The organism is Corallococcus sp. AS-1-6, from assembly GCF_020037015.1.
Taxonomy (GTDB): Bacteria; Myxococcota; Myxococcia; order Myxococcales; family Myxococcaceae; genus Corallococcus.
Genome location: NZ_JAIQDE010000041.1, coordinates 19087 through 41546, shown reverse-complemented (window position 1 = coordinate 41546; position 22460 = coordinate 19087). Strand labels below are relative to the sequence as shown.

At 73.6% G+C, this 22460-nt stretch carries 16 protein-coding genes; 10 read left to right on the top strand and 6 right to left on the bottom strand.

What is annotated here, in order from left to right:
- Positions 1–48: 48 nt before the first annotated feature.
- Complete coding sequence (locus K8612_RS35980; RefSeq protein WP_223765567.1) at positions 49–2697, bottom strand: right-handed parallel beta-helix repeat-containing protein; 2649 nt, start codon at positions 2695–2697, stop codon at positions 49–51.
- A 252-nt stretch (positions 2698–2949) separates the two neighbouring features.
- Here K8612_RS35980 and K8612_RS35975 point away from each other — a divergent pair, with 252 nt between their 5' ends.
- Both K8612_RS35975 and K8612_RS35970 read left to right on the top strand, forming a co-directional pair.
- Positions 2950–3612, top strand: coding sequence for a cytochrome b/b6 domain-containing protein (locus tag K8612_RS35975; protein WP_223765566.1), 663 nt, complete (start codon positions 2950–2952; stop codon positions 3610–3612).
- Entirely contained in the window at positions 3602–4300 is a 699-nt protein-coding gene (locus K8612_RS35970) for a molybdopterin-dependent oxidoreductase (RefSeq protein ID WP_223765565.1), read from the top strand. The genes K8612_RS35975 and K8612_RS35970 overlap by 11 nt, the downstream gene beginning before the upstream one ends.
- Here K8612_RS35970 and K8612_RS35965 read toward each other — a convergent pair.
- Both K8612_RS35965 and K8612_RS35960 read right to left on the bottom strand, forming a co-directional pair.
- Positions 4297–4731, bottom strand: coding sequence for a hypothetical protein (locus K8612_RS35965; protein WP_223744576.1), 435 nt, complete (start codon positions 4729–4731; stop codon positions 4297–4299). The genes K8612_RS35970 and K8612_RS35965 overlap by 4 nt on opposite strands.
- Positions 4732–4744: 13 nt before the next feature.
- Positions 4745–5533 (bottom strand): alpha/beta fold hydrolase, encoded by a 789-nt coding sequence (locus K8612_RS35960; protein ID WP_223744575.1) that lies wholly within the window; start codon positions 5531–5533, stop codon positions 4745–4747.
- Positions 5534–5734: 201 nt separating this feature from the next.
- Here K8612_RS35960 and K8612_RS35955 point away from each other — a divergent pair, with 201 nt between their 5' ends.
- Positions 5735–6457 carry a site-specific DNA-methyltransferase gene (locus K8612_RS35955; protein WP_223765564.1) on the top strand — a complete coding sequence of 241 codons (723 nt, stop codon included), beginning with the start codon at positions 5735–5737 and terminating at the stop codon, positions 6455–6457.
- A 4-nt stretch (positions 6458–6461) separates the two neighbouring features.
- On the opposite strand, the gene K8612_RS35950 is transcribed toward K8612_RS35955, so the two are convergent.
- The 3 genes from K8612_RS35950 to K8612_RS35940 all read right to left on the bottom strand — a co-directional run bounded on the left by K8612_RS35950 (position 6462) and on the right by K8612_RS35940 (position 8086).
- Positions 6462–7028, bottom strand: a complete 567-nt coding sequence (locus K8612_RS35950) for a GNAT family N-acetyltransferase (RefSeq protein WP_223744573.1) — start codon at positions 7026–7028, stop codon at positions 6462–6464.
- On the bottom strand, positions 7025–7387 hold the full coding sequence (locus K8612_RS35945) for a hypothetical protein (RefSeq protein WP_120580531.1): 363 nt from the start codon (positions 7385–7387) through the stop codon (positions 7025–7027). The genes K8612_RS35950 and K8612_RS35945 overlap by 4 nt, the downstream gene beginning before the upstream one ends.
- 78 nt (positions 7388–7465) lie before the next feature.
- Positions 7466–8086 carry a hypothetical protein gene (locus K8612_RS35940; RefSeq protein WP_223744572.1) on the bottom strand — a complete coding sequence of 207 codons (621 nt, stop codon included), beginning with the start codon at positions 8084–8086 and terminating at the stop codon, positions 7466–7468.
- Positions 8087–8370: 284 nt separating this feature from the next.
- Between K8612_RS35940 and K8612_RS35935 the strand changes: the two genes are divergently transcribed.
- The 7 genes from K8612_RS35935 to K8612_RS35905 all read left to right on the top strand — a co-directional run bounded on the left by K8612_RS35935 (position 8371) and on the right by K8612_RS35905 (position 22457).
- The gene (locus tag K8612_RS35935) at positions 8371–9726 is read left to right on the top strand and encodes a HAMP domain-containing sensor histidine kinase (RefSeq protein WP_223765563.1); all 1356 of its coding nucleotides are present in this window, start codon (positions 8371–8373) and stop codon (positions 9724–9726) included.
- The gene (locus tag K8612_RS35930) at positions 9723–10679 is read left to right on the top strand and encodes a cyclopropane-fatty-acyl-phospholipid synthase family protein (protein WP_223765562.1); all 957 of its coding nucleotides are present in this window, start codon (positions 9723–9725) and stop codon (positions 10677–10679) included. Before K8612_RS35935 ends, K8612_RS35930 begins: the two co-directional genes overlap by 4 nt.
- 147 nt (positions 10680–10826) lie before the next feature.
- Entirely contained in the window at positions 10827–11231 is a 405-nt protein-coding gene (locus K8612_RS35925; RefSeq protein WP_223765561.1) for a hypothetical protein, read from the top strand.
- Positions 11232–11466: 235 nt separating this feature from the next.
- Positions 11467–12717 carry a DNA repair exonuclease gene (locus K8612_RS35920; RefSeq protein WP_223744568.1) on the top strand — a complete coding sequence of 417 codons (1251 nt, stop codon included), beginning with the start codon at positions 11467–11469 and terminating at the stop codon, positions 12715–12717.
- Positions 12714–15914, top strand: coding sequence for an AAA family ATPase (locus K8612_RS39420; protein ID WP_306799783.1), 3201 nt, complete (start codon positions 12714–12716; stop codon positions 15912–15914). The genes K8612_RS35920 and K8612_RS39420 overlap by 4 nt, the downstream gene beginning before the upstream one ends.
- Before the next feature lie 396 nt (positions 15915–16310).
- Positions 16311–19676, top strand: a complete 3366-nt coding sequence (locus K8612_RS35910) for a carboxypeptidase-like regulatory domain-containing protein (protein WP_223765560.1) — start codon at positions 16311–16313, stop codon at positions 19674–19676.
- Positions 19677–19727: 51 nt separating this feature from the next.
- Complete coding sequence (locus K8612_RS35905; protein ID WP_223765559.1) at positions 19728–22457, top strand: hypothetical protein; 2730 nt, start codon at positions 19728–19730, stop codon at positions 22455–22457.
- Positions 22458–22460 lie beyond the last annotated feature (3 nt).

The window sequence follows — 22460 nt, the reverse complement described above, 5'->3', positions numbered from 1 at the left end:
CTCCACCTGGACCGGCGGTCGGGCCGCCGCGCGCACGCGGAGCGTGGCTCAGCGGACCGTCTGCTCCTGGCTCCTGCTCGCGCCGTCGCCGGTCGCCGTGACGGTCAGCGAGTCGGAGGCGGCAGCGCGGACGTAGAAGAGGCCTTCGCGCTGCGGGTTCTTGAGGCTCACCACCGTCACGGGAGCGTCCGAGCAGTCCGGCAGCAGGTGGAAGGTCGCGCCGGGATCCGACGCGGCGAGCGTCACCTCCGGCACGGACAGCGGGGCCAGGTTGTCCGCCAGGTCCCGGCCCTGCACGACCAGCACCTCCGAGCACACGCCCACGTCCAGCGTCCGCGCCGGGGTGGCGAAGCCCACCTGCCGCGCATCGCCCTGGAGCGTCACGTCCACGGAGAGGGCGTTGTCCGGGTACTCGGCCGGGTCGTAGCCGGCACCGCTGATGCGGTTGCGGCTGATGAGGTTCGCGGTCCCGTTGTCCGAGATGGCGGCCTGATAGGAGCCCGTCAGGCCCGCCTTGGTCAGCGTGTTGTCGACCACCTGGATGTCCTGGGACTCGGGCGGGGGCGAGAAGTCGAGGTCCACCGCCTGGAGCAGGCTGACGCCGACGTCGTTCTCCGTCAGCACGTTGCCCTCGATGCGCAGGCCGTGGCACAGCTCGCGTCCCGCGCCGTAGTACGGGCCGCCGAACACCAGGATGCCGGAGCCGGAGTCGCGCTCGAAGATGTACGCGTTGCCCCGCACCTGGTTGCGCACCACCTGGCCGGAGACGCCGTGCGCGAGCTGGATGCCGATGCGCGCGATGCGGTCCGTGGGGCCCAGGCCGTCGATGTCGTTGTCCTCCACCGTCGCCGCCACGCGCCCCAGCACCACCACGCCCGCCTTCTGGTAGCCCGTGAGCCGGTTGTTCCGAACGGTCACCGCCACCTGCGCGGCGTCCGGCGCGAGGTTGCGCACGTCGATGGCGAAGCCCTCCTGGCAGCCGCCGATGTTGTCCGCCTGGTTCAGGTCCTCCACCACCGTGTCCTCGATGGTGCCGCCCGCGCCCTCCAGCAGGATGCCGCGCAGCCGGTCCGCGTCCCCGTCACACACGTCCGACAGGCCCCGCGCCGTCACCGTGACGTCCCGCACATTCGCCACCGCGCCCCGGTTGCGCAGCACCGCGCCCTTGTAGTGGTCCCCCGCGCCCGCCTCGGACGCGGTCAGCGTGTGCCCGCCCCCGTTGAACGTGAAGCCGTCCGGGATGAACACCGCGCTCTGCACCACGCAGTCCTCGCGCAGCGTCACCTGTCCCGGCGACAGCGTGATGGCGCAGGCGGTCTCACCCGGGCCGCAGCGCCGGCCCATCCAGGTCACGGGGAAGGAGTGCCGCGTGCTGGCGCCAGAGGCGTTCGTCACCACCAGCTCCACGGTGGGCGTCACGTCCGCCGGCAGGCAGGACAGCTCCGTCCAGTCCACCGTGCTCGCCGCGCCATTGCCCACCGGCGTGCCGAGCGCACCGACGTCCGACTTCCAGGCGAACGTCATCGCCTCGCCGCGCGGATCCACCGCGCTCACGGTGAAGGTCACGCGTTCGCCCGCGAGCGCGCTCGTGGCGGACTGCGACGTGGTCTCCAGGACCGGCGGCGCCTCCGCCCGCACGCACAGGTTCACGAGCTGCTCCGTGCTTCCACCGAAGCCGTCCTTCACGGCGCCCTTCAACTGGCAGGCGCAGTCCGTGGGCTCCGCCGTCGGCTTGAAGGAGGGCGTGGCGCGGGTGACGTCGTCGAAGGTGCCCTCGCACGTCGCGCTCCAGGCGTACGTGAGCACATCTCCGGTGCCGTCCTCGTCCGTCACCCTCGCCGTCGCCGGAACCTGGAAGGTACCGCCCAGCATCACCTGCTGGGGCGTTCCGGCTTCAGAGGGGATGGGTGCACGGTTGAACCACGTCTTCCTCAGCGACGGGGGCGTGCGCACGGTGCCCACGCCGATGTGGAACTGGAGCGTGGACACCGCGCCCTGCGCGTCCGTGACACGCAGGCGGATCAACACGTCATTCTTGAGGGCCGGGTCGTAGTCGGTACCGGCGTCGCCCCCGGTGCCAGCAGCGGGGGCCGACGGGGGCGCCGCCGTCCATTCACAGACCGCGTCCTCGCAATCGAGCACCCCGCCGGAGGCGGTCCACTCGTAGGTCAGCGCCTGCCCCTCCAGGTCACTGGCCTCCGCGCGCAGCTCCACGGTGTCGCCAGGAGCCACGATGGCGCGCGGCGCACGCACCGCGAGGATGCGCGGCGCGTGGTTGGCCAGCCCCGGCAGGCCGGACTCGGGCTGGGGCACCAGGACCACGAGCGACTCCCCGTACAGCGGCAGCTTCACCCCGGCGTTCGGGCTCACGGAGGCCACCACCGCCTCCGCGGCGTCCTCGGCGGTCACGGTCAGTTGGAGCTCCTCCTCGGGAGACTCCGGCTTCACGACGGCCGACCACGCGAGGCCACCATCCGGATCCGCCGCCAGCGTCAGCGCCTTCGACTCCGTGGCGCCCGACGCATGCGTCACCGAGGCCGTCACCGAGGCGGCCTCCAAGGACCTGGGCGGCGCGACCACGAGCCGCGCGCCACCGGCCAGCGGCGCCGTGACGGCGGGATCCTCCTCCACGCAACCGAACGTGCTCAGCAGCAACAACCCCACGAGGTGCAACGCACGGGCAGGCTTCAGGGTCACGGCATCCTCGGGGAAGGTGGACGGGTCAGGGAACGATACCGGGGGATTCCCACACGTCCAATCCACGGGGGACCCGGACCGTGCGAGCCCGGCGCGCCGTCCAATGTCTGCCAATGCTCCGCGACCCGAGGGCCAGTGCCACGGCAATCCCTGTACGGCGTCCCCTGACGTAAGCGAAGTCCTCTCCCAGGCGTTCACGCCGCCCTCCCGCCGCATGGCCCCGGGCACCATCGCGGTGTTGGGTTCCGCCGCGTGCACCCGCTCGAGTCCCGCCGTCCCCAGCCCTGGCCCATCCGGCTCGCACACTGGGCCAACGTGCCGCTGCTCGCCATCCTCGCGGCCAGCGGGTTGCAGATCCTCGTCGCGTATCCGCGCATGGGGCCTCGCGGGCGGCCCTTCGCGCTCTATCCCTTCCAGGACGCCGTGCCGCCATCGTGGCTGCGCCTGGGGGACTGGCTCGCGGGGGCGCGGAGCTGGCACTTCGCGTTCGGCTGGTTCCTGGCCCTGAACGGGTTCGCGTACGTGCTCTATCTCGCCTTCAGCGGTGAGTGGCGCCGCCGCCTGTTCCTCCCGCGCCGCGACGCGCGCGACGCCGTGGCCACGCTCGCGTACTACCTGCGGCTGCGCCCCGCGCCCGTGCAGACGGGGCTCTACAACGGGCTCCAGCGGCTGGCGTACACCACGACCCTCGTGATGGGCGCGCTGTCCATCCTGTCCGGGCTCGTCCTCTACAAGCCCGTGCAGCTCCAGTGGCTCACCGCCCTCTTCGGTGGCTACGACCCCGCGCGCTTCGTGCACCTGCTGCTGCTCGCGCTGTTCGCGTTCTTCACCGTGGGCCACGTCATCCTGGTCGCCCTGCACCCGCGCACCTTCGGGGAGATGATCACCGGCGGGAGGAGGCCCAATGCCCGCTGAGCGCGTCCTCACCCGCCGCCGCGTCCTCCTGGGCGCCGCCGCGCTCGCCACCAGCGCGTGCGACTCCCAGCGTCCGCGCGCGGGCTTCCTCGGCGTGATGGACCGCTTCAACGAGCGCGCCCAGTCCGCCCTCTTCCACCCCGCCCGGCTCGCCCCCGAGGAGCCCGTCGAGCAGCTCACCCCGCCCGGCGACTTCCCCCAGTACTTCATCTCCGAGACCGTGCCGCTGGCCCCCGCGGGCTGGCGGCTGGAGGTGGGGGGACTCGTGGCCCGGCCGCGCGCCTTCACGCTGGAGGAGCTGCGGCGGCTGCCCCGGACCGACTTCCGCATCCGCCACCACTGCGTGGAGGGCTGGAGCGCGGTGGCGTCCTGGCACGGCGTGGCCCTCCGCGACCTGGCGCGGGCCGTGGGCGCGGATCCGCGCGCGGGCTTCGTGGAGTTCCGCTCGTTCGACCAGGGCTACTACTCGTCCTGGGACGCGCCGAGCGCGCTGCATCCCCAGACCGTGCTCGCGTACGGCATGAACGGCGCGCCGCTCATCCCCGGCCATGGCGCGCCGCTGCGCCTCTATTCGGGCGTGAAGCTGGGCTACAAGATGGTGAAGTACCTCACCACCGTGCGCTTCCTCCCGGAGGCCACGGGGGGCACCTGGGAGGACCGGGGCTACGAGTGGTTCGCGGGCGTCTAGGGCTTGGTGTTGACGACGCCCGGCAGGAACGGCGTGAAGCCGCGCTTGCGCAGGCTCTCGCGCTCGGCGAGCAGGGCCGCCAGGGCGGCCTCGCGCGTGGGGAAGTGGTTCACCGCGGCGCCGTTGATGACGCCGCTGGTGCCAATGAACATGAGCGTCATCTCGTCACCGCCGTAGCGGTACGAGCGGTGCGTGTTGCGCTCCAGCACCTCGCGGCGCACCTTGCCGAAGGTGCGCCCCGCCGTGTGGCGGACGACGAGCCCATCCAGGTTGATGAGCAGGTCCACCCGGCCGTTGAACTTGGCGAACTGCGCCTCCACGTCGCGCCGCCAGCGATCCACGTCCTCGTCCGTCACCAGGATGCAGTCGGTGAAGTTCGCGGTGACGACGTCGTGCTCGGCGTCGCGCTCGAAGGACATCCCCCAGGCCATGTCACGTCCTCCTTCAGGCCTGCGCGGCGTTGCCCGCGAGGAACGCCGACACCAGCGCGGCCGTCTCCGCCGGACGCTCCACCTGGGGGTAGTGCCCCGGCCCCGGCAGGTACGTCAGGCGCGCGTTCCGGATGAGCCCCACCACCGCCTGCCGCAGGAACGTGGGCGGCAGGAACGGATCATCCGTGGCCACCACCAGCGTGGGCGAGGTGATGGCGGACAGCCGGTCCGCGAAGCCGCCCGCCGTCCAGGAGTCGAAGCACTGCTCGATGGCGTCCTTCGACACGGCGCCCGAGTCCTTCAGCAGGACCTCCAGCGACTCCGGCGACAACTGCTTGCAGGCCAGGCCCAGGATGGTCTTCTGCTTCTCCCGGTCCCCCGCGGAGGTGCGGAACAGCCCGGCGGCGTCCGGAGGCAGCGGCAGCCCCGCCGCGGGCACCGTGTTGAGCAGCACCAGGCCGCTGACGCGCGAAGGCGACCCCGCCGCCACCCACTTGGCGATCTGCCCGCCCATGCTGTGGCCCACCAGCGCGAAGCGCTCCGCCTTCGCGTGGTCCGCCACCGCGAGCACGTCCTTCGCGTACTGCTCCAGCGTGTACCCCGACGCCGGCCGTCCGGAGGCCCCGGTGCCCCGGTGGTCCGGGACGATGAGCCGCAGGCCGGTCATGTCCAGCTTCTCCAGCATGGAGTCCCACACCGCGCCGGACACCATCCACCCGTGCACCAGCACCACGTCGCGAGGACCGTCCCCGAACACCCGGTAGTGCAGGGGTGTTCCATCCGTCGCGTGGGTCGTGGGCATGGGGGCTGTCCTCTTCGGGGGGAAAGACTGAGAAGTCACGTCTTGCAGGGGAGGCGTAGCAAGCCACGACTGGGGCGTGGCCGTCCACATGCTCGGGGGTTGCCCGGCGGCCGGAAGGGCGAGCTGTCCTGACGGGTAGGTGGGCGGGGAGGGAATGAAGGGTGGGAGCGGGTGCGCGCTTGCGGCAGACTCGGGTGCGTCATGACGGATGGACGCAGCGGGACGGCGGGAGCGAAGCGCACGGTGTACTGCGAGGACGCGCTCGCGTGGCTGGAGGCGCGGCCGGTGCTGGAGGGGTGCTCGCTGGTGGCGTCGTTGCCGGACGTCTCCGAGTTCCCGCAGCTCACGGTGCCCCAGTGGAAGGACTGGTTCGTGGGGGCGGCGGCGAAGGTGTTGTCGCGGGTGCCGGCGGACGGAGTGGCGGTGTTCTACCAGTCGGACGTGAAGAAGGACGGCGCCTGGGTGGACAAGGGCTACCTGGTGTCGAAGGCGGCGGAGGCGGTGGGGTGCGACACGCTCTGGCACAAGGTGGTGTGCCGCCGGGCGCCGGGGACGGTGACGTTCGGGAGGCCGGCGTACTCGCACCTGCTGTGTTTCAGCCGGGGGTTGAAGGCGGACGCGGCGAAGTCCACGGCGGACGTGTTGCCGGACCCCGGCGAGGTGACGTGGACGCGAGGCATGGGGCTCAACGCGTGCCTGGTGGCGTGCCGCTTCATCCTGGAGCAGACGCGCACGCGCACGGTGGTGGACCCCTTCTGCGGCCACGGCACCGCGCTCGCGGTGGCCAACGCGCTGGGACTGGACGCGGTGGGCGTGGAGCTGAGCCGCAAGCGCGCACGCCGCGCGAGGAACCTCCAGGCCGCGTGGACGGGCGGGAAGCTGGTGCTCTCCAGCGCGGCCGGTGACGGAGACGACGAAGCCTGACGGCTCAGGCGTCGTCCTCGAAGGACGCGCGCAGGTGGCTCAAGGGCAGGAACAGCCGCTGGGGCCACTCCGGCGCGCCGGGCCTGACGCCGATGAGCGGCCGGTAGCCGAAGCGCGAGTAGAAGCGGGCCGCGAACGCGTCCTTCGCATCCACGATGACGAGCACGACGCCCGCGTTCTCCCCGATGGCCAGGGCCCGGCGGTGCGCGTCGTCCAGCAACTGCTCGCCCACCCCCGCGCCCCGGACCCGTGAGTCCCGGGCAAGCCGTCCGAGGATGACCGCGGGAAGCGGGTAGCGCGGCAGACGCTTGATGACCGCCTCCGGCGCTTCGTCTCGCGACACCTGCCCCACGGCGAGCGTGTAGAACCCGAGCACGCGGGGCCAGTCCGGCCGGGTGTCCGGGCGGCGCAGCACCCACGTGCGGCTGACGTCGCGGCGCTGGTTCTGGCCCGCGTCCTGCCGGAAGAAGCGGTTGAGGGCCTCGTGCTCGCACTGGAAGCCGCTGGCCGCGTCCTCGCGGGTCAGCGCTTCCGTGAACGGCGCGGGGATGACGGGCGGCTCGCGGCTCAAGGGCGCTCGCGACGGCGGCGGCGGGAGAGCTCGCGCAGCGCGCGCGACGGCTTCGGGGGCGCGGCCACGGCCTTGGCCACCCGGTCGAAGTCCTTCGCGGGCAGGACGATGGACTCCTCGTCCATCGCCTTCCACTCCAGCCGGGTCAGCGCCGGAGAGCTGTATTCGCGCAGGGGCTGCCCGGGCTGGAGCGGCACGAAGGCGAGCCGGGAGCCCCGGCGCGCCTCCAGCACCACCTTGTCCAGCAGGCTGATGGCCTCGGTGATGATCTCCGAGACGTCCCCGCCCAGCTCGCGCCGCAGCCGTTGGACCTGCTCCATGACCGGGTCGGAGACGGTGGGCTGCAATCGATGGGACATGGCGAGCACTCCTGACTCACTTCTGACGCGGAAGTGAGTCACATAGTCCTCGCGCCCCGAGGATGCAATCCAGGCCGCTCAGGCCGCCTGGGCTCCGGCGAGCGCCTGGGCCACGTCCTTCTCCAACTGGGTGAGGAACGTCTCGAACAGGCGCTCCTCCAGCGCGAGCGCGGGCTCCAGCGTCGTGCCCGCCTTGTCCAGGCGCTGCTGGCAGGCGTCCTCGATGGCGCGGCGGTGGGACTGCTCCTCCACCACCACGCGCCCCAGCTCCTCGCGCACCACCGCGTGCCGCGTGGCCGCCTTGTAGAGCGGGTAGAGCACCATCGCCCGGCGCTCCACCACCGCCGTGGTGAGCAGGTAGTGCAGGTACACGTCCGCCGTCCCCGTCACGCCCGTCACCCACTCCGCAAGCTGCCGGTCCAGCGACTGGAACCACGCCGACGCCGCGCCCACGCTCAGGAACTCCGTCACGTCCTCGCGGCCCGCCACCTCACAGGCCAGCCGCTTGAACGTGAACGCATGGCGAGTCTCGTCCGCCAGGTGCCCCAGCACCTCCAGCGACGGGTGCCGGTCCGCCACCGTGCGCGAAATCTTCCGCGCCCCGATGAACTCCAGCAGCGACAACGTGTGCAGCCACCGCACCTCCAGCTCCGGAGATTGAGCCAGGTTCCGCAACACCGTCTGGATTCTGTCACGCATGGGGCGCCCCTCTATCGCGCCCCGCACGCCCTCCCAAGCACTGTCGCTCCGGACAGGAGTCCTCCCCCGCCCTGACCGGGAAGCCAGGGTCGGCGGACTGGCCAACACTGCCCTCGCCCCCGCGTTTGACCGGCGAGCCCCCTTCGCCTTTGCTTCTGCGTGTCGAGGGCTGCGCCTGGTGCCGGGGGGTTGACCAGCATGCGTCCGTATCGCGGAGACCTGCATCCGTCCGGGCACCGTCCTGCCCGCACCGCCATGTCGCGGTCCGGCTCCGGAGCCCGCGCGTGAAGTCCCCGCCCCCGTCCTCCTGCCTGGGCGTGACGGCCTTCCGCCGCTGGATGCGCGCCCAGGACGCGGGCCGGCTCCTCGCGTCCCTGCGCGCGCGCCCCCTCGCGGGCTTCCTCCTCCAGGGCTCGGCGCTCGTGAGCGTCGTGACCTGGGTCCCCGGCGTCCACACCCTCTTCGCCGTGCCCTTCACCCCCGCGCTCGCGTGCTTCCTGCCCTGCGCCGTCCACCGCGTCGCCTTCGCCTGGGTGCACGCACGCCACCGGCGCGTGGGGGCCTGCAACTGGCTCGCGTGGCTGCCGGGCCTGGCGCTGGAACACTTCTTCCTCGCGGGCCTCACCGCGCTCGCCGCGCTCCCCGGCGCGCTCGTCCTCGGCGTGCTGCTCATCGGCACCTCGGCGGTGCACGGCCAGCGCTACCGGGTGACGTGGCGCGAGCCCTTCCTCCTGGCCGGCACGCTCGTGGCCCTGCTGGGCGCGGCGGCCCTCGCGTGGCGCGCCCAGGGCGGGCTGCTCCTCGCCGTCGTGGGCCCCACCGCCCTCGTCGCCCAGGTGTACCTGGGCTCGCTCGCCACGCGCCACGACCAGGCCCGCGCGGACGCGGACCGCCTGCGCGCCGCCGTGCACGCGCAGCTCGTGGAGCAGCAGGAGCGCGACGTGGGCCGCCTCACCCAGGCCATGGCGGAGATCCTCGGCCACCACCAGGGCATGGACCAGGTGCTGCACGACGCCGGCACCGCCGCGGACATGATGAAGGCCTTCGGCACGCAGCGCGGCGTGCTCGCGCGCACCGGCTTCGAGGACCAGGCCCGCCAGCTCCAGGACAGCCTGCGGCAGCTCCAGGAGATGGTGAAGGAGGTGCGCGCCAAGAGCCGCCGCTTCGCCGGCACGGAGCCGGAGGCCGTGGACCTGGGGCTCGTCCTGGAGTCCGTGCAGGCCCAGGTGTCCCTGCGCTTCCCCGACGTGGACATCCACGTGGAGCTGCCGGCGACCCAGCCGCCTCGCGCGCTCCTGCGCGGCGGGCCGCTGACGCTGCGCCGGGTGGTGGAGAACCTGGTTGTCAACGCATGCGAGGGCAATGGCGAGCAGGGCGCGTCCCGGGTCTTCATCCGGGCGCGCACCGAACCGCTCAGCGGACGCCTGGAGGTGGAGATCGAGGACGACGGACCCGGCTTCCCTCCGGAGCGCCTCAACGCGCCCGCGGAGGAGCTCTACACGACCAAGTCCCAGGGCACGGGGCTGGGCCTCTACACCAGCGAGTGCCTGCTCCGCGCCAGCGGAGGCCTGCTGCACCGGCACAACGGACCAGGAGGCGGCGCCCTGCTCCGCATCCTGCTGCCCCGGGAGTACCCATGAAGCCCCTCAGCGCCCTCATCCCGAACCCCTCCACGTCCCTGACGCGCGGGCGCGACACGAACGAGGCGGTGGACCCGTCCAGCGGCCCGCCCCTGCTCACCCCGTTCGACGTGCGCGCCTACCATGAAGCCCTCGCCGCGCGCGGCCTCGCCCGCCAGGGCACGGGGCCCCGCGTGTACTGCCACACGGGGCTGGTGGACCGGCTGCCTCCGCCCGGCACGCCGGCGCCGGAGCTGCGCGAGCGGCTGAAGGACTCGCAGGAGCGGATGCTCGCGGAGCTGGCGCGCGCCATGGGCCCCTTCCCGGAGGGCGGCGAGGTGCTCGACCTGGGCAGCGTGCTGGGCGGCAGCGCGCTGTACTGGGCCCAGGAGCACCGCGCGCGCGTGACGGCGCTGGTGACCGTGCCCGCGCACCTGGAGCAGGCGCGCCGCTTCGTGCACGAGGCGGACCTGGGCGCGCGCGTGCAGGTGCGGCCGTACACGGGCGAGCCGCCCCGGCCCCGCGAGTGCTACGACGCCGTCATCGCCGTGGAGAACACCTGCGCCCTGCCCCGCGTGGAGTGGCTGCGCGGCGTGCACGCCCGGCTCAAGCCCGGCGGCGTGCTCGCCATCGCGGACTGCTTCTGGGTGCGGCCCGACGCCGTGCACCCCTCCGACAACGCGTGGAGCCGGCACCTGGGCAGCGTGAACGCCTTCCTCTCCGACGCGCGCGACGCGGGCCTGGAGCTGGAGGCGCATGACGACGTGTCCGCGCGAGCGGTGGGCTTCTGGACGCTGAGCGCGGAGCTGCGCGTCCACGAGCACCTGGCCCGCGCGCCCACGGATCCGCACAGCCTGCGCGCCGCGCTCAACGCCGTGCGCGCCGAGTCGCGCCGCGAGCACCTGTGGCTGCAACAGGGCCTGCTGGATGGCGGCCTGGAGTACGCGCTGCTCGTGCTGCGCCGCGAGCCCTGATCCACCGTGACAGGGCGGACAACCCGACGTGCCCCTGCCCCGTGGCACGTGGGGAGGGCGGCCCGGCACCGTGCAGCCCCCGGACGATGCTCCCGCGTCGCCCCACCCCCAGCCTTGGGTTCGTCACACCAACAAGGGGGGACGTGCATGATGGGTTTCACGCGATGGATGGTGCTGGGAGCGGTGGCGGGCGCGATGGCCCTCACGGGGTGCCAGAGCAAGGAGCGCTCGCAGGAGGGCGTGGGCGGGACGGGAGGCGCCGGAAGCACCCAGGGCTCCCAGGGCACGCAGGGCACCGAGCCCTCCATGGGCGGGGGGCATGAGCAGGGCACCACCCAGGGCTCGTCGGGTTCGACGGTGGAGCCGGGCATGGGCGGCTCCGGCTACGACGCGGGCACGGGCGGCGCCGGCTACGACGCGGGCACGGGCGGCGCCGGCATGGACAACTCCGGTGACACGGGCAGCACCACCGGCGGCTCCGTGACGCCGGGCTCCAGCGGCAACACCGACACCGGGAACACGGGCGGCTCGGTCCCCGAGCCCACCCGCTGACCCTTGAGGCCTGGGACGGCGCGGGCGTGCCCCGGGTGGCGCGCCCGCGCCCCTTTGCTTTGCTCAAGGGGCGCTCGCGCGAAGCGCAAGGGGCCTGGACGTGCACCCGACGTGCGGGGTTTCCAGAGGTGAACGCGGCCTGGGACCTGGGGGCATGTGCTGTGTCCACCCGCGCATCACCCCCGGGGGCGGGAAAGTCGGGCGGAGGTCAGGACTCGGGTACGGTGCCCGCACGATGCGCTTCTCCTTCGTGCACGCCGCGGATCTCCATCTGGACACGCCGTTCCGGGGAGTGGCCACGCACGGCCCCCTCCTGGAGCGCTTCCAGCAATCCACCTTCCATGCGCTCGCGCGCATCGTGGACGTGTGCCTGCGCGAGCGCGTGACGTTCCTCCTGCTGGCCGGGGACCTGTTCGACGTGAAGGACCGCTCCGTGCGCGCGCGGCTGGCCCTGCACACGGAGCTGTCGCGGCTGGACCGCGCGGGCATCCAGACCTTCATCGTCCACGGCAACCATGATCCGCTGAGCGGGGACACCGGCGCGCTGGGGCTGCCCGCGACGGTGAAGGTGTTCGGCCCGGAGTGGGAGGACGTGGAGGTGCGGCGCGAGGGCCACCGCCTGTGCCACGTGCAGGGCGTGTCCTATCCGGACGTGGAGGTGCGAGAGAACCTGTCCGCGAGGTTCCGCCGCACCGGCGAGCACTTCAGCGTGGGCCTGCTGCACGCGAACCTCGGCGGCGACGCGGGCCACGCGAACTACGCGCCCTGCACGGCCGCGGACCTGGCGGCGGGCGGGCTGGACTACTGGGCCCTGGGCCACGTGCACACGCGCGCGGAGCACCTGCTGCCCGGCGGCGGCGTGGCGGTGTACCCGGGCAACCCGCAGGGCCGGCACGTGCATGAGACGGGCGAGCGCGGCTGCGTGGTGGTGGACGTGGAGGACGGCGTCGCGCGCAGGCGCTTCGTGCCGGTGGACCGCGTGCGCTGGCACCGGCTGGACGTGCCGCTCGCGGGCGTCACGTCGCTGGACATGCTCCAGGCGGTGGCCACGGAGGTGGTGGAGTCGCGCTGCGCGGAGGACTTCGACGGGCACGCGGTGCGCCTCACGCTGGCCGGACGCGGCCCGCTGCACCGGGAGCTCGCGCGGCCGGGCGCCCGGACGCAGTTGGAGGCGGACCTGCGCGAGCGGCTGGCGCGCGCGCACCCGCCGGTGCTGCTGGAGTCGCTGCGCGATGGCAGCCGCCCGGAGGTGGACCTGGAGGCGGTGCGCGCCGGGGGCGGCTTCCTGGGCACGCTGCTGGAAGAAGCCCAGGCGCTGTCCCAGGACGACGAGGCGCTCGCGGCGCTGTGGGACGACGAGGACCTGACGGCGCTGGGGCAGCGCCTCAAGCGGCTGGGCGTGGATGCGCTGGAGGCCCCGCGGCCGGAGCTGGTGGCCCAGGCGGGCCAGCGCGGCGTGGAGCAGCTCCACGAGGAGGCATCATGAAGCCGGGCCTGCGCATCAACCGCTTCCAGGTGGACGGCTTCGGGCACTTCCGGGGGTACTCGGGGACGCCGGGGCCGGGGCTCACGCTGCTGTACGGGCCCAACGAGGCGGGCAAGAGCACGCTGCTGGCGTTCCTGCGCGGCGTGCTGTTCGGCTTCGAGAAGCGCGGCCAGCCGGAGCGCTACGAACCGGAGGGCGCGCTCTTCGGCGGAGAGCTGTGGCTGGACACGGCCTGCGGCCCGCTGGTGGTGCACCGCCACGGCGGCAAGCGCGCGTCGGAGGGCACGCTCACGGTGCGCGGCCTGGACGGGCAGCCGCTGCCGGAGACGCTGCTGGACCAGGCGCTGGCGGACGTGCCGCGAGAGCTGTTCTTCGAGGTGTTCGCCTTCCGCCTGGAGGAGCTGTCCTCCTTCCAGCGGCTCGCGCAGCAGCGCGGCGTGTCGGAGGCGCTGTTCGCCGCGGGCATGCAGGGCGCGCGCAGGTTGCCGGAGGCGGTGGAGCGGCTGCGCAAGGACGCCGAGGCGCTGTACGCGCCGCGCGGCCAGAAGCCCGAGCTGAACCGCGTGATGAAGGAGCTGGAGGAGGTGCGGCAGGCGCTGCGCGAGGCGGGGGACCGGCCCGCGCTCTACTTCTCCACGCGCGACCAGTTGGCGGAGCGCGTCGCGGAGGGCCACGCGCTGGAGGTGGCGCGCAAGCACACCGAACACGCACTGGACCACGCCTCGCGCCTGGAGTCCGCGCTGGGGGACCTGGCCGTGCTCGCGCGCGACCGGGCGGAGCTGGCCACGCTGCCGGTGCTGGACACCTTCCCGCCGGGCGCGGAGACGCGGCTGGAGGACGTGCTCCAGCGGCGCAAGACGTACCGGGCCCAGCAGGCGCAACTGCACGAGCGGCTGACGCCCATCGAAGAGGCGCGGGAGCGGCTGGCGGCCCCCTGGCCCGTGCGCGAGCGCGCGGAGTCCCTGCGCACGGCGCTGGCCACGTACTCCGGGCACTCCGAGCAGCTCCGCTCGCTGCCCGCGCGCAGGGCGTCGCTCACGTCGCGGCGGCGGCAGTTGGAGCAGTCGCTGGGAGAGCTGGGGCTCGCGGTGGACGCGGACGGGCTGCTCGCGCTGGACCTGGGCGCGCGGGCGCGCGGAGAGCTGGAGTCGCTCGCGGGGCGGCTGGACGCGGCGGACACGGCGCTCGCGCGGGCGGAGGCGGAGCAGGCGCGCACGCGCGAGGAGCGGACGCGGCTGGAGTCGGCGCTGGGGCGGGTCCAGGCGGAGCTGACCGCCCTGCCCGAGGCGCGGCCCGCGCAGGTGCGGCAGCGGCAGGCGGCGGTGGGGCGGATGCGCGCGGCGCGCGGAGACCTGGAGCGGCTGGCCGAGCAGCGGATGGAGCAGCGCCGCCAGTTGGACGGCGTGCGGGCGCCCACGGACGCGGTGCCGCTGCGCTCGCTGCTGCCGCTGTCGTGGGTGGTGGCGGCGGCGCTCGTGGCGCTGGGGTTCGCGGCGCTCGCGGCGTGGCTCGCGGGCCCGTCGGTGGGCGTGCTGTGCGCGGTGGGCGCCCTGCTGCTGGTGGGGTTGCTGCTGCTCGTGCGCCACCGCGTGGAGACGGCGCGCAAGGCCAGCCTGGAGGCGCAGGCGGCGCGGCACCGCTGGCGGCAGCAGGAGGAGGAGCGCTTCCGCGCGGCGCAGGCGGCGATGAGCGCGCGCGAGGAGCTGCTCCAGCGGGAGCTGCTGAACGCCTCCGGCGCGGCGGGGCTGTCCCCGGGCGCGTCGCTGTCCGACCTGGCCGCGCAGGAGTCGCTGCTCGCGGAGCTGCTGACGCAGGCCGAGCGGCGCGAGCTGCTGGTGCGCGAGGAGGACACGCTGCGCACGGCCTGGGACACGGCGGCGCGCGAGGACCAGCGGGTGGAGGAGGCGCGGCGGCACGCGAGCCAGCGCGAGCAGGTGCTGCGCGAGGAGTGGAGGGCCTTCCTGGTGGCGCGCCGCTTCCCGGAGGCCCTCTCCGCGGCGTCGGCGCTGACGCTGTGGCTGGATGCCGCGGCGCTGCGGCAGCGGCTGGTGGACCTGCGCACGGACGAGGAGGAGTTCACGGCGGCGGAGGCCGCGTGCGGCGCGGTGACGACACGGCTGCTGCAGGAGGCGCGGGCCGCGGGCCTGCCCCCGGGCCCCGCGGAGACGGTGGCCGCGCGCGTGTCCGTGGCGCTGGAGGAGGTGCGCTCCCGGGCCGCCGACCAGCGTCACCTGGACGGACAGCGCGGAGAGCTGCTGGCGGAGAAGGCGCGGCTGGACCAGTTGGCGCTGGACGAGGACCAGGCGTGGGAGGCGCTGCTCGCGGAGGGCGGCTGCCAGGACGAGGCCACCTTCCGCCGCCTCGCGGTGCAGGCGCGCAGGTACGCGGAGCTGGCGGCCCGGGTGCGCGAGCACGTCCAGCGGGTGCAGGCGCTCACCGGCCTGGGTGAGAACGCGGCGAACGAGGAGGTCCACGCGGCGGGCGGCGAGGCGGGCCTGAAGGAACAGCTCGCCACGCTGCGCGAGCGCCACAAGGCCGAGGGCGAGCGCCACAAGGCCGTGCTCACGGAGCAGGGCAGCCTGAAGGCGCAACTGTCGCAGTGGGAGAACGACGACCGCGTGTCCCGGCTGCGCATCCAGGAGGAGACGCTGCGGGCGAAGGCGGCGGAGCTGGCCACGCGCTACGCGGCGGACCGGCTGACGCTGGCGCTGCTCGGCAGGGCGCGCCGGAGGTTCGAGGAGGAGCAGCAGCCGCGCGTCATCCAACTGGCCAGCGAGCTGTTCTCCGAGCTGACAGCGGGACGCTACCGCCGCGTCTTCATCCCGGCCGGGGACGCGCGCGAGCTGCGGGTGAGCGACGGCGCCAGGGACTGGAGCGCGGAGCAGCTCTCCCGGGGCACGCGCGAGCAACTGTTCCTCGCGTTCCGGCTGGCCGTCATCCGCGACTTCGGAGAGACGCGGGGCGCGCTGCCGCTCATCACGGACGACGTGCTGGTGAACTTCGATCCAGAGCGGGCCCGGGGCGCGGTGCGGCTCTTCGCGAGGATGGCGGAGGCCCACCAGGTCCTCGCCTTCACCTGCCACCCGTGGCTGCGCGAGCTGTTCGAAGCGGAGGGCGCCCACGTCCTGGAGCTGCCTGGCGCCACGAAGTCCCCCCGCGAAGGCGCCCAACCCCTGCGGGTGGTCTCCAGCGGATAGGCAGGCGCACAAAAAAATACTGGGAGCGCGCCCCCTCGACGCGCTCCCAGTAACTCAACCCCTCCCCCGAGGGGTCCCCCTCTCGGATGCGGCCCCCAAAGCTCCGCGTCCGTCCTGCTTTTCCTTCAAAACGTCGACTGCCGAAAACCTTGAGTCCCGGAAGATCGACCCCCGAAACCCGTTCCCCCTCCGCCCGGTCCGCTCCGCGGCCCGAGCCCTTGGACCCTGGTGGCTCTGCCCCCAGCATCCCCACCTCGCCTTCAATACGTCGGCCGGGAAAAACCTTGGTTCGGCCCTGTTTTTTTTCGCCGTCCCCACGGAAGCAGCCAGCCGGCCAGCCCCCTCGGAGGACCGCGTCAGCGCTGCTGCTACAGTCGCCCACCCTGGAGGGGCGCCATGAGGAAGACGTCGGCGGTGGTCATGGGAGGCGTGGTGCTCCTGCTCCTCCTCGGAGCCGGGGTCTTCTGGTGGCCGCGCCCCACTCCCCCCGTCCCCGCGCCCCCGCCGGCCGCCCCCGCCGCCCGCCGGCAGCTCCCCCCCGCGCCGCCCGCGCCGCCCCAGGGCGCCCTCCAGGTCCAGGGCCGCGTGGTCGACCTCCAGGGGCAGCCCGTCGCCGGCATCGAGGTCTCCGCCTCCGTCCCCCTGCCCGGGGAGACCCTGACGAAGCTGGCCTGTGACACGGCCCAACCCGGCGTCTCGCTGGTGTCGGAGGACTGCGAATCCGTCACCGCCCTCCAGTGGGTCCGGGAGCTGGTGGAGGCCCACCGGGGCGGCGCCTTCGTCCTGTCCCGCACCACCTCCGCGCAGGACGGCACCTTCACGCTGGAGGGCCTGCCCCAGGGGACGGTCACCCTCTGGGCCCTGGGCTCGCGGGGCGCGGGCCTCCAGGAGGACGTCGTCACCGGCACCCGGGACGTGACGCTGGCGCTTCAAGCCAGCCAGCCCCTCACCGGCCGCGTGGTGGACGAGGACGGCGCCCCGCTCTCCCAGGTCCAGGTCACCGTGCTGCACACGGGCACGGCGCGCTACTTCGAGACGAAGACCGGCGCGGACGGCCGCTTCTCCCTGGGCCCCCTGCCCGGGGACACCTATGGCCTCCTCGCCGCCGGGCCGGGGCGCCTCACCGCGTGGATGCGGGAGGTGGCCGTGGAGCCCATGCAGGAGGACATCGTCCTGTTCGCCCCCCGGCGCATCGTGGGCACCGTGGTGGACGGAGAGCACCCCGTCGCCGGCGCCACCGTCACGGAGCTCGACGGCGGGCGCGTCGCCACCACCGACGCCCAGGGGCGCTTCACCTTGGAGGGCCTGCCCCCCGGCGAGTACACGCTGGAGGCGGAGCAGGGCGGCCTCCTGGCGCGCGAACCGGTGACGCTCCCGGAGGACCCGCGCGAGGCCCGGGTGACGCTGCGCCTGGGCACCACCTTCTACGTGGAGGCCACCGTGCGCGACACCGCCGGCAAACCCGTGGCCCACGCGGAGGTGAGCGCCGACCTGCCGAGTGAGCTCTCCGAGCACTTCGGCGCCCCCATCTTCCAGCCGCTCGGCACCACCGACGCGGACGGCCGCGTGCGCCTGGGCCCCCTCCGGGCCCGCGACTACACCTTCCAGGTGGTGGCGGACCGGATGCTGGACCTCACCGCGACCCGCACCGTGGCATCGGGCGGCCCGCCGCTGGACTTCGTCCTCTCCCCCGCCGTCGTCGTGGAGGGAGTCGTCACCGACGCCGCGGGCCAGCCGGTGGCGGACGCCTCCCTGTCGCTGCATCCCCCGGCCCGCAAGCGCAGGGCGGACGCGCCTCCGCCCATGTACGCGCGCTCGTTCATCTTGATGCACCCGCCCCGCGACGTGCCCGTCACCTTCGACGCCACCTCCGACGCGGAGGGCCGCTTCGCCATCAAGGTGGACCAGCCCCTCTCCGGCACCCTCACCGTCGAGGCCGACGGCTACCTGCCGCGCAAGCTCCAGGTCCGCGCCCCCACCTCCGGCCTGAAGCTCACCCTGGACGCGGGCGGCACCGTGCGCGGCACCGTGACGAACTCGCGCGGCGCGCCCGTCAACGAGGTGGACGTCTCCCTGGTGAAGCAGGAGGCGGAGCCCTCGCGAGGCGTCCACGACGAGCCCTCGGAAGACGACGGCGACTCGCTCGACAGCGAGCGCACGACCTTCGCGGGCACCTCCGGCGAGGACGGCCGCTTCGACATCCACGGCCTGCCGCCCGGCACCTATGCCGTGTGGATGCGCACCACCACGGGCGGCTACGAGCGCCTCCTGCCCGACCGCGTGGTGCTGCGCGGCTCGGAGACGGTGGAGCTGGCGCTGCGCCTGGACATGGACGGCCGCGCGGGCGGCATCGTCGTGGACGCGGAGGGCCGGCCCCTGGCGGACGTCATCGTGGAGGCCACCGCGAAGGAGGAGGAGAACAGCGAAGGCCGCGGGTACTCCCCCCTCTCCGCGAAGACCGGCCCGGACGGCCGCTTCGTCCTGGAGCCGCTGGCGCGCGACTGGGACTACGAGCTGACGGCGGCGAAGCCGGGCTACGCGCTGCCCCAGCCGCCCAGAAAGGAGCGCCCCGACGAGGCCCCGGACGACGAGACCTTCGAAGAGACCCGCGCGAGGCTCAACCGGTGGCTCAAGGAGCAGGAGGGCCCCAAGCTCATCGCCCGCGCGGGGAACATGGACGTGCGCATTACCCTGGCCTTCCAGGGCCGCGTCACCGGCCGGCTGGCGAGGAAGGACGGCACGCCCATCACCCGCTTCACCGTGAACGACGAAGCGGTGCGCGACCCGAAGGGCTCCTTCACCGTCTTCGTGGAGGAGCCCGGCCCCCAGCACCTCGTCTTCCAGGCGCCGGGCCACGCCCTCACCCAGCGCGACGTGGACGTGCCCGAAGGCCGCGACGTGGACCTGGGCACGGTGCGCGTGGAGGCGGGCCACGTCATCCAGGGCCGCGTGGTGGACGACGCCACCGGCGCCCCGCTGGCCGGCGTGTCCGTCTCCCTGTCGCTGCGGCCGGAAGACGTCGCCAACGCGGAGCACGCCAGCTCCTTCGCGGACGTCACCACCGGCCCGGACGGCGCCTTCCAACTGCCCGCCGTGGAGTCCCGCCCCTACCTGCTCACCGCGCAGGAGGAGCAGGAACACGCGCTGCTCGAGCGCGTCGTGGGCCCCACCGAGGACACGCTCGAGCTGCGCCTGCCCCTCTCCACCCGCCTGGAGGTCACGGCGCGGGACGCGCAGGGCCGGCCGTCGGGGGACGTCCTGGCGGCCGTCTCGAAGGCGAACCCGGACGAGCAGCTCCACGCCCCGCCGGGCGACGGCGTGGCCCTGTTCCGCGACCTGACCCCGGGCGACTACGTGGTGAAGCTCGCGGGCGGGAACACCGGCAGGGCCGTGCCTCGCGTCGTGCGCGTCGAGCCACATCGCGTCAACCGGGTGGACCTGCCGCTGACGGCGACGGGGGTCCGGCTGAAGCTGCGCTGGGGCGAGCGCGGCAGGCAGGGCACCTCCTACCTCCTCCCCGGCCGCGTCCCCGCGCCGCCCGAATCCGCCTCCGCCACGGAGGTGCGGTGGCTGCGCGAACAGGCCGTCCCGCCGCTCATCCACAACGCGGGGACCTGGGTGCTCGTCCCTCCCGGGCCCTACACGCTTCTCGTGTTGCAAGAACGTGAGGGACGCTGGCTGTCATACCGCCAGGACGTGACGGTGGGCCCGGGCACCCTGCAGGACACGCAGGAGGTGGAGGTCCCCGCGCTGCCGTGGTGAGCCGGGTCCGACATGCCTCGCGGGGCAGGGGAGCTGTGTTAAACCCCACGTATGACCCCGAGTGACGCGCTGAGCGCAGCAGACCTCGAACGTCTGGCCAGGGCGGAGGCACCGGACCTGGCCGAGTCCGTGCTGGCCTTCCTCGACCAGCCGGACCGCACGTCGGACACGCCGCTGCCGCAGGGCGCGCTGTCCTTCGACGCGCTGAAGCAGCTCCTGGAGCAGGCGCGCGCGAGCGACGACAAGCCGGGCCGCCGCAAGGGTTCCCACGAGGCGTGGCAGCGCTTCCTCGCGCAGAAGGACGTGCCGCTGCCGCCGCGCCTGCTGCTCGCGGACCTGCTGGTGTCCCTCTACGAGAAGAACACCGAGCCCGCGCGCGCCGCGCTCATCACGCTGGTGAAGGAAGCGCCGCTGAAGTTCGGCCTGTGGGCGGGCCTCAAGCGCATCTACAAGCTGTCGGAGGCGCGCCACGACGCGGAGATGTTCGGCGCGCTGGCCTGGCGCTTCGACACCGAGCGCGGCGGACGCCGTCACCGCGAGGTCAGCGGCGGCACCCTCACCTACCTCCAGCGCCGCGCGTGGCGCTTCCTGCGCCACCTGGGCGCGGCCGTGCCGGAGCTCTACCCGCAGTTCGCGGTGGAGGTGCTGCGGCACTACGACCTGGACACGACGTGGTCGCAGTGCTGGGTGGCGCACCACATCTGGGCGCACAACAGCAAGGGCTATACGGCCTCGCGCTTCGCCATCCAGCCGCCCAACGACATGGTGAAGCAGCGCATGTACCCGGACGCGTGGAAGCGCTCGCCAGACGCGCTGATGCGCCTGTTGGACACGTGCCAGTCGGACCCCGCCGCGAAGTTCGCCATCCAGGGCCTGCGCAAGGACTTCCCGGAGGCGCTGCGCAAGGTGACGCCCGCGTGGCTGGACCGCCTGGCGCGCCGTCCGCTGGGCAGCGCGCACGACTTCCTGGTGGAGACGCTCCAGGGCTCGCCGGACTTCCACCAGGGCAAGCTGCGCGCGGCCGGGCTGCATGAGGCGGTGCTCGCGCTGCTCTTCTCCCCCAGCGACAAGGCCCGCGCCTACGCCATCGAGTACGCGCGCGGCCACGCGCAGGACCTGCCCGCGGACCGGCTGGCGGACCTGGTGGAGCGGGGCGCGGACGACGTGCAGAAGTTCGCCGCCGCCGCCCTGGAGAAGCACAAGCCGCGCGACCTGGGCCTGCCGCTGCTGGGCCGGCTGCTCAACTCCAAGCCCACCGCGGCGTTCGCGGCGAAGTCGCTGGAGCAGTCCTTCGACCGCGCGGAAATCACCCACGACTTCCTGCGCGAGCTGCTCTGGGGCAAGCAGCAGCAGCTCGACTGGGCGAAGAACTACGTCTCCACGAAGTACGCGGCCGGGGAGATGCCGGCGGACTTCTGGAAGGTGACGCTGACGGAGGCGAAGCAGCGCTCGTCGCGCCAGCGCATCGTGGAGGACGTGGCGATGAAGGCCCTGTCCACCTACAAGCCGGCGGACATCGGGCCGGAGTGGCTGCTGGACCTGGTGGCGCACCCGCGCCTGGGCCGTCAGGCGGCGCAGTGGCTCACCCGCGCGGACAGCCTGCCGGGCCTGGACGTGGAGCGCGTCAAGGCGCTCGTCTTCAACGGCAAGTACCGGAGCACGGCGCTGGAGCTGCTGGGCAACCGCAAGCTCTTCACCGCGCGGCAGCTCACGGTGCCCTGGCTGCTGGCGCTGGCGCGCAGGGCGGATCCGCAACTGCACGACTTCGCGCACCGCTACCTGCTGGCGAACGTGGTGCCCGCGGACTTCAGCGACACGGGCGACGCGGACGCGGGCCTGGAGCGCCTGTTCGACCTGGCGCTGGGCGCGAAGCAGCCGCCGCCGGTGCGCGCGTTCGCGCAGACGTACCTGCGCTGCCACCACCCGGGCATCGGGCCGGAGCAGCCGGAGTCCAAGTCCTACGAGCTGCGCCCCCGCGCGCCGCGCAAGGCGTACTCGGCGGAGCGGCTGTGGCCGGCCCTGTTCGACGCGCGCGACGACGTGCGCCGCTTCGCGCTGACCCTCGCCCGCTCGGAGCTGCGCGCGTGGGGCTACCAGACGCGCGTGTACGAGCTGGCGGACTCGGACGCGAAGGAGATCCGCAACCTGGCCTATGACGCCCTGCTCAACGCGGGCGAGCCGGGCGCGGACGCGCGCCACACGCTCCAGCCGGAGGAGCTGGACGCGGGCAAGGTGTTCGCCCTCACGGAGTCCACCAAGCGCAGCACGCGGGAGGTCGCCGTGGAGCTCATCCGCCGGCACTACGCGCGGCTGGGCGGCGCGGAGCGGCTGTCCGGGCTGATGCAGAGCGCGGACCGCGAGGTGGGCCTGTTCGCGGTGCGGCTGCTCTGGGAGAAGCACCGGCCGCTGCACCTGCCGGAGGGCTGGAAGCCCGCGGGCGGAGGCAAGGACGAGCGCGAGGCGGGTGGCACCACGCGCTTCTCCGACGTGGAGGCGCTGCGCACGTTCCTGCGGCGCATGATGTTCGGCCTGCCGCCCGGGCGCGCGAAGGAAGCGCGTGAGGGCGACGTGCAGCGCCGGCTGTCCGCGAGCGTGGCCAAGCGCCGCGTGGTGGAGCTGGTGCGCGACCTGGGCCTGGAAGACGAGAGCTTCGCCCGCGTGGTGGCGCCCGTGCTGGGCGAGTTCACCGGCTCCGTGGCGAAGGGCGAGTGGCAGAGCTGCCTGGCCTCGCTGGTGCAACTGCGTGCGGCACACCCGGGCGTGCAGCTCGGCGGCATCTAGGAC